This window comes from Streptococcus oralis (assembly GCF_023109195.1).
Classification (GTDB): domain Bacteria; phylum Bacillota; class Bacilli; order Lactobacillales; family Streptococcaceae; genus Streptococcus; species Streptococcus oralis_BV.
In genome coordinates this window covers 266990-280073 of the sequence record NZ_JALDUB010000001.1, presented here as the reverse complement: position 1 = coordinate 280073, position 13084 = coordinate 266990, and the positions used below count along the sequence as shown (strand labels likewise).

11 protein-coding genes are annotated in these 13084 nt (G+C 40.6%); all 11 read right to left on the bottom strand.

Annotated elements, in window-relative coordinates; genetic code table 11:
- Nucleotides 1-3: 3 nt before the first annotated feature.
- Complete coding sequence (locus M1F65_RS01330; protein WP_247925325.1) at nucleotides 4-741, bottom strand: acyl-[acyl-carrier-protein] thioesterase; 738 nt, start codon at nucleotides 739-741, stop codon at nucleotides 4-6.
- Nucleotides 742-745: 4 nt separating this feature from the next.
- Nucleotides 746-1876 (bottom strand): radical SAM family heme chaperone HemW, encoded by a 1131-nt coding sequence (gene hemW / locus M1F65_RS01325; protein WP_084857724.1) that lies wholly within the window; start codon nucleotides 1874-1876, stop codon nucleotides 746-748.
- Nucleotides 1877-1959: 83 nt separating this feature from the next.
- Nucleotides 1960-2358 (bottom strand): YtxH domain-containing protein, encoded by a 399-nt coding sequence (locus M1F65_RS01320; protein ID WP_084857727.1) that lies wholly within the window; start codon nucleotides 2356-2358, stop codon nucleotides 1960-1962.
- A 15-nt stretch (nucleotides 2359-2373) separates the two neighbouring features.
- Nucleotides 2374-2757 carry a DUF948 domain-containing protein gene (locus M1F65_RS01315; protein ID WP_084857729.1) on the bottom strand — a complete coding sequence of 128 codons (384 nt, stop codon included), beginning with the start codon at nucleotides 2755-2757 and terminating at the stop codon, nucleotides 2374-2376.
- Nucleotides 2758-3546, bottom strand: coding sequence for a prolipoprotein diacylglyceryl transferase (gene lgt / locus M1F65_RS01310; protein ID WP_247925324.1), 789 nt, complete (start codon nucleotides 3544-3546; stop codon nucleotides 2758-2760).
- Nucleotides 3539-4474, bottom strand: coding sequence for an HPr(Ser) kinase/phosphatase (gene hprK / locus M1F65_RS01305; protein ID WP_247925323.1), 936 nt, complete (start codon nucleotides 4472-4474; stop codon nucleotides 3539-3541). Before hprK ends, lgt begins: the two co-directional genes overlap by 8 nt.
- A gap of 136 nt (nucleotides 4475-4610) precedes the next feature.
- Nucleotides 4611-5573 carry a hypothetical protein gene (locus M1F65_RS01300; RefSeq protein ID WP_216734234.1) on the bottom strand — a complete coding sequence of 321 codons (963 nt, stop codon included), beginning with the start codon at nucleotides 5571-5573 and terminating at the stop codon, nucleotides 4611-4613.
- A 63-nt stretch (nucleotides 5574-5636) separates the two neighbouring features.
- Nucleotides 5637-5813, bottom strand: a complete 177-nt coding sequence (gene rpsU / locus M1F65_RS01295; RefSeq protein WP_000048054.1) for a 30S ribosomal protein S21 — start codon at nucleotides 5811-5813, stop codon at nucleotides 5637-5639.
- Nucleotides 5814-5969: 156 nt separating this feature from the next.
- Nucleotides 5970-6593, bottom strand: a complete 624-nt coding sequence (locus M1F65_RS01290) for a Type 1 glutamine amidotransferase-like domain-containing protein (protein ID WP_084881732.1) — start codon at nucleotides 6591-6593, stop codon at nucleotides 5970-5972.
- A 13-nt stretch (nucleotides 6594-6606) separates the two neighbouring features.
- Complete coding sequence (locus M1F65_RS01285) at nucleotides 6607-7224, bottom strand: class I SAM-dependent methyltransferase (RefSeq protein ID WP_084881731.1); 618 nt, start codon at nucleotides 7222-7224, stop codon at nucleotides 6607-6609.
- Between the two features lie 214 nt (nucleotides 7225-7438).
- Nucleotides 7439-13021, bottom strand: coding sequence for a GEVED domain-containing protein (locus M1F65_RS01280; RefSeq protein ID WP_247925322.1), 5583 nt, complete (start codon nucleotides 13019-13021; stop codon nucleotides 7439-7441).
- Between the last annotated feature and the right edge of the window lie 63 nt (nucleotides 13022-13084).

The window sequence follows — 13084 nt, the reverse complement described above, 5'->3', positions numbered from 1 at the left end:
TTTCTAATTGCCTTCAATTTCTTGCCACGTAATCATAGCTTGAGCATTGATCTCCCCATCACTGATAATCTCATGCTTGCTTTCTAGTCCCTTGAGTTCATAAGCTGAAGCAATCATTCCACCTGGTCGCACTTCTTTGACATATTTGAGATTGATTTTCTTTGGAATATACTTGGTCAAAAAATCTGCTCCCATAACCTCAAAAATCCAATCCAAGTATTTACTGTTATTAACATGACCATTCATATCCAAGTCGTAAAAACGAACATGGTAGTCTTTACTGAACGGGTTTTCTAGATTTGCATACTTTGGCCCACGGATCAGTTTTTTATCAAACTCAGACTGATAAGGAGCAACAATCTCCGGTTCGACAGCATGGACTTTACGACTGTCTCTGTCCATAAGAACAAAGGTTGCTACCATGCGAATGATTTCTTGACCTGCTTCATCATAGATAGTGAAACGGCGGTAGCAAAAAAGACGATTGTAAGTTAAGGCTTCTGTTTCAATCGTAATCTCCTCAGCAAAGCGAGGCAAACGTACCACGTCAATCGCATAGTCTGTAATAATCCAGACCAGATTGTAGCGTTCTAACATATCCTTGTCGCTAACTCCCAGCTCAATTGACTGCATACCTGATACTTGCAAGGACAGCAAAATCACATCTGGAAGTTTGATATGACCGTTCATGTCCGCCATATCAAAAGGAATTTTCATTTTCATTTGATAAGTTAAGCCCATTGTTCTACTCCAAAATAAATCGTTCTGCTACAGTGTCTCCCAAGAAGAGACCCCTCTTTGTCATTCGGACACGATCACCGTAGATCTGCATAAGGCCTTGGTGAACCAAGTCTCTGATGATCTCGCCATAAAGTCCATCAAAGGAACGTCCGAATTTTTCCTCAAATCTAGCCATGGAAACCCCAGATTTCTTGCGAAGTCCCAAAAACATTTCTTCTTCCATCTGCTCCTTTTGGCTCAGGCGTTCTTCAGTTATCCGAGCATCTCCTGCCTCTACCGCACTGAGATAATGTCGAATAGGACCGTGGTTTTTATAACGAACTCCGTCCACATAACCTGAAGCACCCGCACCGATACCATAGTACTCAGCATTATCCCAGTACATGAGATTGTGGCGACTTTCAAAGCCTGGCTTGGAGAAATTGGAAATCTCATAATGCTCAAAGCCGGCTCGCTCAAGTTCTGCAATGATGTACTCAAACATCTCTGCTTCTAACTCTTCCTTGGGCAAGGGCAATTTCCCTCGACGCATACGGTTCATAAAGACCGTATGATTCTCCAAAATCAAGCTATAAAGGCTCATATGAGGAATATCAAGCGAAATGGCCTTAGCCACATTTTCCTTGACCTGATCCATGGTCTGACCAGGAAGAGCGTAAATTAGGTCGATGGAGATATTGTCAAAACCAGCCAGTTTGAGGCGGTCGATATTCTCATAAATATCCTTTTCCAAATGACTGCGCCCAATCTTTTTCAGCATTTTGTCATCAAAGGTCTGGACACCTAGGGAAACACGATTGACAGCCGAGTTTTTCAAAACCGCAATCTTATCCGCGTTCAGATCTCCTGGGTTAGCCTCAATGGTCAACTCTTCTAAGACAGACAAGTCCAAGTTTTTAGTCAAGCCATCCAAGAGCACTTCTAGTTGCGGAGCTGACAAAGCAGTTGGTGTCCCACCTCCAATATAGAGGGTTCGCAATTTTTGGATATCATAAGAACGAAACTCTTCTAGCAGATGCTCCAAATAACTATCTACTGGTTGATTCTTGATAAAAACTTTTGAAAAGTCACAATAATAACAAATCTGTGTGCAAAAGGGAATATGCACATAGGCTGACGTTGGTTTTTTCTGCATAGTATTTATTATACCACAAAGACTGGTTTCCAGATAAAAATCACCATCCCCAGAACCTTAGATGAACCAGAGATGGTGATGTTTTATTCTTCTGTAATATCAATAATAATCTCTTCTTCGTCTTCTACGATATCTGGAGTTGCTGACTGTTCTTGCCATTGCTCCTTGAGATTGTTAAAGGTTTCCTTCGATGCTTCCGTCGCTTGTCGAGCACAGTTTTTAGCTTGGTCAAGGACACTATCAAAAGTGATTTCACCAGATTCTACTTGCTCCTTTGTTTTCAATACAAAGTCAGTTGCCTGTTCCTTCACTTCAGTTAGTTTCTCACAAACCTGCTCTCTAGCATATTCTGGATCTTCTCTTAAATCATCTAGAAAATCCTGAGCTTGACTACAAACTTGCTTGCCCTTGTCACTGGTTAAGAACAAGGCAAGAGCTGCACCTGAAACCGTTCCTAAAAGGATAGAGGATAGTTTTCCCATAAGATTTCTCCTTTTTTATTTTTTGAAAATTTTACTTGCGAAACGAAGAGCTGACAAGCCTGCACCTGTTTTAATGGTCTTTGAACCAGCAGATGAAGCTTTTTTGCCTAAGACACGTGCATGCTGATTGAGGTCAGATACTGACTCTGACAAGTCCGCCACAGCTGTAAAGAGTGGATCAATCGTCGCAACTTTGATATTGATATCATCTGCCAACACATTGACCTTAGCCAACAATTCATTGGTCTGATGCAAGGTAACGTTCACATCTGAACTCAACGTTTTGATGGTTTTCTCTGTCTCATCAATCATACGACCTGCTTTTTGAATCGTGATTGTCAAATAGACTAAACAGACAATCAAAGCAATCGCAACAAGTATATATGCAACTTCTAACATTTATTTTTCCTCCTCTGTATGATAGAAAGGGGCTTTCTTTCGATTTTGATAAAGTATGATAAAAATACCAAGTCCGATAAGGACAACTGATAACCATTGGGACACCCGCAGTCCAAAAAACATAAGACTATCTGTTCGCATTCCTTCTATGATCATACGACCAAAACCATACCAAATCAAGTAAAAAGCAGTGATATGACCACGTCTGATTCCCTTCAATTTTCTTCTAAAAATCAGAATCAAAGCAAATCCAATCAGATTCCAAACCGACTCGTATAGGAAGGTCGGCTGACGGTAACTCCCATCAATGTACATCTGATCACGAATGAAGCCTGGCAAATAATCCAGACTATCTACTGTTGCACCGTAGGCTTCTTGGTTAAAGAAATTCCCCCAGCGCCCTAAACTTTGGGCAATCAGAACGCTCGGCGCCGCAATATCTAGAAAGTCCCAAGTATTGATGAGTTTTCTATCCGCAAAGATATAAAGTACAATAGCTCCAGCTATCAAACCACCATAAATGGCCAAACCGCCATTCCAGATGGCAATCACATCACCTGGATTTTGAAGATAGTAATCTAAGCGGAAGAGTACATAGTAAAGTCTGGCACCTAAAATTGCAATAGGAAAGGCAATTAAGATAAAATCTAGAATGTCATCCGACAGAATCTTCTTCTTAGGAGCTTCTTTCATGGCAAGATAGACTGCCAAGACCAAGCCTGCCACAATACACAGGGCATACCAACGAATGGAAAAAGGTCCGATTTCAAATGCAACTGGATTAATCATGTTTCACCTCATTTTGAGCGATCAGATTTGTCAAACGTTCTTCAAATAAACGCGTTGCATCAAAGCCCATTTCCTTAGCACGATAGTTCATGGCTGCCGCCTCAATAACAACAGAGATATTGCGTCCTGTTTTTACTGGGATGCGGATACGTGGAATAGCTACACCAGAAACTTCGAGTTCTTCGGCATTGTTTCCTAGACGGTCAAAAGTCTTATGGGTATCGTAATTTTCCAAATAGACAGCTAGTTGAACTTGTGAAGAATCTTTTACAGCGCTTGCTCCATAGAGACTCATAACATCGATAATCCCAACTCCACGAATCTCAAGTAGATGCCTTAAGATTTCAGCCGGTTCTCCCCAAAGGGTCATCTCATCCTTAGAATAAATATCGACACGATCATCCGCTACTAGACGGTGGCCACGCTTCACGAGTTCAAGACCTGTCTCACTCTTACCGATACCACTATCCCCTTGGATCAAGACTCCCATGCCATAGATATCCATCAAGACACCATGTACACTGGTACGTTTAGCTAAACGGGAATCAAGGTAGCTAGAAAGTTCTCCAGATAAACGGCTGGTTGCTGTCCGACTGGTCAAAATGGCAATCCTGCATTCTCTAGCAGCCTTCAACATTTCTTCTGGAACCACCAAGCCACGGGCTACGATGACCGCTGGTGTTTCTGACAGAAACATTTTTTTCAAAACTTGATAACGGTTTTGAGAAGGCATACTAACCAAATAGGACCACTCCTTCATCCCCAAAAGCTGGATCCGTTCTGGAGTGTAGTAATCAAAATAGCCCGTCATTTCAAGACCAGGTCTCGTAATGTCCGCTGTGTTGATTTCTTTTTCGAGCAATTCGCCTTCGCCGTATACAATATCTAGTCTGAGCTTTTCAATTACTTCTCTTACTAAAACCGACATAATTTCCTCCTTCAATCGAGTTCTCCTTACTATTATATCAAATTGTAGTTGGAAGTTTCCTTTTTTTGCAGGATTTACAGTATTTATTTGATGTTGCTTGGGAAAAGATTTGACTAGTAAGTCTTTTCCTACTCTTTTAAATTAACCGAGACAAATCTACTGCAAATTGGTCAACGTCTATCACCAAGTCCCTTCCAGATTTTTCAAAGTAAATTCTTGGAAGACCTTTTGTTAATATTCTATTTGCATCAGCCATATCTTGAGGATAGGTATAGAACTGTTGACCTTGTGGAAACTGATTTTGGACTTGCCATTCTTCAAACTCCTTCAAAAAAGTCTTATGAGATGGCATACTGACTTCTTCGAACAAGGAATGGTCAAACAATCGTACCAAACGATATAGACCATGAATCTCATCCGCAAAGCACTTATCAATTTTTTCATAGGGGTAACCTCGTCTCTGATAAGCTTGGCATAAACTTTGTAGGGACTCACTTAATGCAACTGCATCTTTTCTTGCCAAGTTTATGAAATACCGAACAGAAAATTCTTCCATACCAGTTCGTTTTTTCTTCCCTAAAAACTGTTGTGCACGCAAGAGAGACTCGGATAATCTTTCTTCATCTTGATAATAAAGAGCGTATAAAAGATTCATCACATTTTCTGGATAATAGGTTCCTTTCAACAAGGGTAAATCTTTGGGGATGAATGATGGAATGGCTGAAAAATCATTACAAGCAAAAGAGGTAAACAAGCCTTTTAAAATTCCATCTGTGTAGATGGTTCCACTTGCCAACAAACCGCCTCTCAGCAGCTCGGTTCTTCCTGTTTGCCATAGAGCGTTGTTTAACTGCTTATAATCCCCATCTAAAAACGCCGCATAATAGGCAAAATATTTAGTATCATCTAGCAATAAGCTACTGTACAATTTTACTCTTAAAACCTTGTCAGACAATACTTTTGACTCGGTCAAATACTTTTCAAAAATTCTTTTGTTTGACTCTTCAAAATCCTTCCAATCTATCGGATCAGCACAATAACCCCAATCTTCCAAGTGATTTTCACGCATCTTTTGATATTCTTTTATATACTCTCTCATAATATTTTTTCCTCTAAACACTATGCAAAAAAAGACTAGACAAGTCTAGCCTTTCATTTCAAATTAGAATTTTTTACGTTTACGAGCTGCTTCTGATTTACGTTTACGTTTTACAGAAGGTTTTTCATAGAATTCACGTTTGCGTGTTTCTTGAAGAGTACCAGCTTTAGTAACCGCACGTTTGAAACGACGAAGTGCATCGTCAAGAGATTCATTCTTACGTACTACTGTTTTAGACATTTTTTTCACTCCCTTCAAGTTCAAGATCTATTCCATTTTACACGCAAAATGAATATTTGTCAAGGGAAAACTGACATAAACTTATATTATCTTCCCTTTTCTTTTTAAAAGGGACAACGTATTAGAATAGATGTCATAATAGCGAAAAAAATTATTTTAATCCTGTTCAGAAACAACTTTTATTTCTTTATCATTTACAATAACAGCTTGTAAATTGTTCATTCGCATTAAGTCGAGCTGCTTTTTATAGGTTTCAAAGGTCTTCTTGCTACTATCAGTAAAAGGCTCCTCACCATAATGTGGAAGGATGTAAAACTCCACTTCATTCAATCCCGTTGTATCCGATAACTCTTTCGCTACCGTCTTGTCATCCATGAGCTTATTGTAGTCAATATCCTTGGCAGTAATGATAGCCCCTGCTGATTCCCCCACATAGATCAGCCCATCTCTTATTTGTTCTTTGATAAGAGATAGGAGTTGTTTTTTCTTTAATTCTTGTAATAAATAAAATGTATTCCCGCCAGAGATATAAAGAATTTTGCTTTGGAAAATCTTTGCCTGTGCAGTTTCTCGATCACAAGAAGCAATATCTAGAACCTCTATCTCAAATCCTAAATCTTTGAATGTTTGCTGAGCCTCATCGATATAGGCAGTATAATCCTCTTTGTTCCCAGCGGTAGGAATAAATAAAACCTTGTTTTCTAGATTCTTTTCCTTTGCATAATCGCTAAAAAGCTTTTTGACTCCAGCAAAGTATGAACATAAAAATAATTGTTTCATGATTGTACCTCCATTAATGTTTAACAATTTTATAAAGGATCCACGATCCCTTTCTTTGACTAGTTATAAGCTCAAGCCCTATTAACAACAAGAATCGTCTAAATGCTTCTTCGCTTTGGACCTCTGGTAAAAAGTAAGACAACTTATTATATTCACAAGCCAGTAAGAGCATCCCGTCTGATTTGAGTATTCTTCGAAGTTCCATAAAAGAAGCCTCTAGGTCTCGCCAATGAAAATGAGTTTGAAAGGCTGTGATTAAATCAACACTTTCATCAGAAAAGCCTGTCTCCCTAACGTCTCTTCGTTCAAAATTTAGATTAGTCATCTCTATCTGTTTGGCTTGAGCTATTGCAGTATCTGAAATATCGATTCCAGTTATGGTACTTTGCGGAAAAGTTTCTTTCAGTAGGATGGTTGAACGGCCATTCCCAACTCCTACATCTAAGATTGCAGGGTAAAATGTCCTATCCAGATGACGAATTGCCCATACAAACATGGGGAGATAGGCTCTATTCCACAATTTCATCATTCGTTTTCCTAGAAAGCCCGAAGGATTCTTTGATTGCTGAATTAAGCGACTAAACAGAAACATTACAAGTAAAAAACAAATAAAACCAATTATATAAATCAAAGTTCAAGCCTCCCTGTATAGCTATATTATACCACTTTAGTAAAATTGTGAATAATTGATGCAGAATAATTAAACGATTTTCAAACCAATTACCAAAAAAAGAGAACCAATTGGTTCTCTTTTTCTGTTAGACTGACATCTTCTTAGATAGCAATGAATGTAATCATTTCAATCAAGTATCTAAAACAACTTATTAGATGACTTTCACCACTAATTATTCTTCCTCAGATTTTTTTCTTTGAGCTAGAGAAATTAATCCCATACCTGATAAAGCAGCCAATAGACCAGCTGTCAAGTGAGATGTCTCCTCAGAACCCGTATTTGGAAGAGTTTTAGTAGTTCTTTCTTCTGTAATACCTTGTTGTTCTGGATTTTCAACCACAGGAAGTTCTACTACTGTTGGAGTATAGAATCCTGAAATGATATTTCCATTGCGATCTTTACGGATCACTTTCACACCTTTGGCTTGTCCTACAAAGTCTGCCTCAGGGGTAAAGGTGACGGTGCCATCTGGTGAGATTACATAAGTTCCTTCACCTGGAACGACTTTTTTAGTTGTTCCATCTTCAAAGGTTGGCGGAACTGTCAGATCGACATCACCTGTAAAGTTTAGTTTACCAGTCTGAGTTTGACCTTTAAGACCTTCTGATGTCGCATCAATCACTTGTGTTTGTCCAAGGACAGTTGGTGTGTAATGAGCAGTAACTACATTTCCATACATATCCAAACGTTTCACAACCAATCCTTTAGCTGTACCAACAAAGTCTGGTTCTGGAGTAAAGGTAATCTTACCATCTTTATCAATTGTATAACTTCCTTCACCCGGAACAACCATAGTCGTACTACCATCCTCAAATGTTGGTGGAACTGTACTATCGATATGTCCTTCAAACGTTGGGGTTGCCATTTGTGGTTGGCCTTTTGCTCCTGTAGAAGCCGTATCATGACCAGTAGATGGATCTACAACTGTTGGACGATAGGTCGCAGTCACTTGAGTACCGTTCTTATCAACGCGTTTGACTGTTACTGGATCTGGTTTACCGACAAACTGCTTGTCTGGGGTAAATGTTACTGTTCCATCTGGCGCAATGGTGTAAGTTCCTTGACCTGGAATCACTTTTTCAGTTGATCCATCTTCAAATGTTGCTGCCACAGTTTCATCGATTGGAACCAGTGGGTCACCACCTTGGAAGCTTGGGGTACCTGTTTGAACAAGTCCCTTAATGTTAACTGAAGAAGTACCTTTACCAGTTGGTGTTACTTTCGTAAACTCTGGACTGTAAGTCGCAGTCACTGGAGTGCCGTTCTTATCCACACGTTTGACTGTGACTGGAGTTGGGTTTCCGATAAACTGCTTGTCCGGGGTGAAGGTTACAGTTCCGTCTGGCGCAATCGTGTAAGTTCCTTGACCTGGAATAGACTTCTCTTTACTTCCATCTGCGAAGGTTGGCTCTACTGTTTCATCAATCGGAACCAATGGATCACCACCTTGGAAGCTTGGAGTTCCTGTTTGTGGAACACCCTGAGGGCCAGTGCTGGTTGCGTTAGTTCTTGTTGGTGTTACTTTCGTAAACTCTGGACTGTAAGTCGCAGTGACTGGAGTTCCATTCTTATCTACGCGTTTGACTGTGACTGGAGTTGGGTTTCCAACAAACTGTTTGTCTGGAGTGAAAGTTACAGTTCCATCTGATGCAATCGTGTAAGTTCCTTGGCCTGGAATAGATTTCTCTTTGCTTCCATCTTCGAAGGTTGGCTCTACTGTTTCATCGATTGGAACCAGTGGATCACCACCTTGGAAGCTTGGAGTTCCTGTTTGTGAAACACCCTGAGGACCTGTGCTGGTTGCGTTAGTGCTGGTTGGAACTACTTCTTTCACCACCGCTTGGTACTTGACAGTAACAGGAGTTCCGTTGGCATCTACACGAGTCAATTCAAGCTCTGGTGTTTCACCCTTGAACTGCTTATCAGGAGTAAAGGTCACCTTACCGTCTGCGTCTACTTCGAACTTACCAACATTTGGCACTTCTTTCACAGTTGTACCATTGTCAAATAGTGGAGTTGAATCATCTGGGAATGGTACAGAGTCATGGCCTGGAGTGAAGGTCACTTTACCTTCTTGGACCTGACCTTGAAGGCCTTCTGTCTTATCTCCCGTACCAGTAGGAGTTACCTTAGTGAACTCTGGACTGTAAGTCGCAGTGACCGGAGTGCCATTCTTATCTACACGTTTCACTGTGACTGGATCTGGTCTTCCGACAAACTGCTTGTCTGGAGTGAAGGTCACTGTACCATCTGGCGTAATAGTGTAAGTTCCTTGACCTGGAATAGACTTCTCTTTGTTTCCATCTTCGAAGGTTGGATCAACTGTTTCATCGATTGGAACCAGTGGATCGCCACCTTGGAAGGTTGGGGTGCCGGTTTGTGGAAGACCTTGAGGACCTGTGCTGGTTGCGTTAGTGCTGGTTGGGGTTACCTTAGTCACTGTTGGGGTATAGGTCGCAGTGACTGGGGTGCCATTCTTATCTACACGTTTCACTGTGACTGGATCTGGTGTGCCAACATATTGTTTTTCTGGTGTAAAGGTAATAGAGCCATCTGGATTGATGCTGTATTCACCTACACCTGGAACTGTTTTCGTTGACTGTCCATCTTCGAAAGTCATTGGTTTCGTATCATCAATTGGAACCAATGGATTACCTTCTGTGAAGGTTGGGGTACCTTTTTGCGGTTGACCTTGGATACCATTTGAAGTGGCGTCTGTTGAAGTTGGGGTTACCTTAGTCACTGTTGGGGTATAGGTCGCAGTGACCGGGGTGCCATTCTTATCTACACGTTTCACTGTGACTGGATCTGGGCTTCCGACAAACTGTTTGTCTGGAGTGAAGGTTACAGTTCCATCTGGCGCAATCGTGTAAGTCCCTTGACCTGGAATAGACTTCTCTTTGCTTCCATCTGCGAAGGTTGGCTCAACTGTTTCATCGATCGGAACAAGTGGGTCACCACCTTGGAAGGTTGGGGTACCTGTTTGTGGGACACCCTGAGGACCTGTGCTGGTTGCGTTAGTGCTGGTTGGTGTTACCTTAGTCACTGTTGGTTTATAATGTGCTCGGTAAGGAACACCGTTAGAATCATTTACTTGGACAGTAACTGGGTCTGGGGTACCAACAAAATTTTTGTTAGGTTTGAAAGTGACTTGACCAGTGTTAGGGTCTAACTCATAAGTTCCAACTGACTGACCATTGGATGTAGCAGGAACTGAGTTACCAGTAATAGGTTGGCCGTTAGCATTCACAAAGGTCGCAGGGCGTGAAGCATCTGGAGTCACTGGCGTTTTTGCAGGATCACCATCATTAAAGATTAGATTTTTGTTTTGTTCTTGACCTTGAACACCAGTTGATTCATATGTTGGTATCTTTCGAACAGTAGGAATGTATCGACCATCCATATTGTTCAAAATGTCATTCTTATTTGGATTTGATGCATCAGTTGATTGCCAGTTAGTTGATGAACCGTTTGAGTCTGTACGACGAATATTAATCCCTTCAGCAGTTCCTGTGAAGTCTGCATTTGGTGTGAACGCTACATCGATATCATCTCCATTAGTAGTCACTACATAGGTTCCTTCCGGACGCACATAAGTATTGCCGTTTGTTGGAGTCAAGACATTTCCTTGATTATCCAAAATCTGTGGCGCTTGGCTACTCATGCTAGCATTAGTTACAAAGTCTGAACGATCTGGTCCTTTAGGTGTGAAGTGAACTGTAGCATTTTGTGTTTCACCTTGAAGACCTGTTGTTTCTTTCTTTTCACCTTGAGGTGGATAAGTACGACGAACCAACATGTCCTCTACTTCACCACTAAATGCCATCCCGGTAGGCTTCTCAATATCACCTGCATTAGTCGCAATACGCACACGCATTCCAAGTTGGTCAACTAAGCCACCACTAAGACTCGGAATTGCATTAAATGTTAAAGTGTGATCTCCATTAGCAGTTATTTCTTTAACTACACTGCCTTCATTATCATCAAATTTCCCATTATTATTGAAGTCCACCCATGCTTTGACATATGCTTTAGCATTACCATTTGGATTAGCCTTAATCTTAAGGGTATAAGCGCCATTCTTAGCTTTGTTTAAATCCAAAAGGTCGTTAGTATTGTTATATTGATCAGCAGTTAGCAATTGCTGCGGACCTTCATCTGAAACATCCTCACGATCATCAGAAGTCCAATCATTTTTAGAATCCACATCGATATCTGCTTCTGTAGAACCTAAGTAAGGTTGCTTTATTTGAACATTTGTTATCGAATCGCGTGTAGAGATAGTATGGTGAGCTTCACCGTAACTTTCTGGCGCATCACCACCATCAACTACCAAGAATCCCATCATAAGTGCCTGTTGCCCTGCGGTCGCAACATAAAAACCTACCTCAGAAGCCCCACGGGTCATTACAACTGGCACTGCTTTACTTGCTGAAACTATTGGTCCAAATACTTGACTACCTAGACCACCTGTAACTGTATCAGGACTCAAAAACTTATTCCAATCGACAGTCTTATCTTTTAGGATGAGTAGACCACCTCTTGTTGTCTTGTCAGCCTGCTTAACAAGTTCTTCAGTCGTAACAGTGTAAGGACCTTTTGCACGAGGACCTTTCATCCATTCTCCTACGTATTCCCAACCTTCACCGTTAGTGGTAAAAATACCATATTCACCAGGGTTAGCATCTTCTCCATCAGCCATAACAACTGCTGGTTTTACTTTTTTTCCACGATAAGTGGCTTCTATTTTAAATTTAACCCCCCAGTTTACACCATCAACTGGTACGATAATTTGTGTTTTATGGCCTTGTGTATCAAAACCTTGTCCCCCAATAGTACTCCATTTATCTTGAGGTTGACCTGATACAGGAGGTGGAGTTTTTCCATAATCTTTCCAACTTTTTAAATAACTGTTTGTTGCATTTGGATCATAAGTTCCAGCAGATGAAGTTCCTTCAACCCGTTTTTTATAGATTTCAGTTGATTGAAATGGTTTGAGCTCTGTAACGGTAAGTGTCACTACATAGCCAGGCGAAATTTCCTTCGTATAAGTAGTTCCAATCTTAAACCCTCCCTGAGGATCTAAGTTTTTCAAGCTTGCTGTATCAGAGAAATCAATCCAGTTAATTTGTTTTGCTAATTGTGTACTTTCTTTCTTCTCTGATTCAGACAATTCTGGTTTAGATGTACGTGGTACAGGAGTCGCATCGTCCGCACCTGCATAACTAGCTGGTGCAACTGAAGTTGTCTGGGTATCACGACGAACTCTACGAGAACGTGTAGATTGTTCAGTAACACTAGACGTCTCAGTAGGTTCAGCAATTATTGGAGCAACTGCAGTTTCTGGTTTAGCACTCTCTGTAGATTTATCTTCTGGAGAAGTAACTGGTTTCTCAACAGGAGACTGCGTTGTTTCAGAGATAATCGATTGGTCATTGTTCTTTTTATCAGCAGGCTCTGTTCCAGAATTTGAAGTTGCTGTTTCTTTAGTTGGTTGAGAGGATTCTATTACAGATGGTGTTTCAGACTTTTCTGATGTTTTAGAATCTGTAGCTGATATAGAAGTCTCTGTTGTGTTATCAAGGTTTGTTTTAGCTACCTCGTTTAAAGAGTTTGTCACACTCGTCTCATCAGCACTAACTTGAGTAGCTACTCCCAATAGAACCAAGGTGGACAAGAGCACAGAACAAACACCTACATTTAGTTTTCGAATAGAAAACTTATGAAGGCGTGGATTAAATAAATCTTTCCCCATTATAATCTCCTTAATTATAATTTTATAACTCAGAACATTATACAACTTTTTTTATAGCTTCGC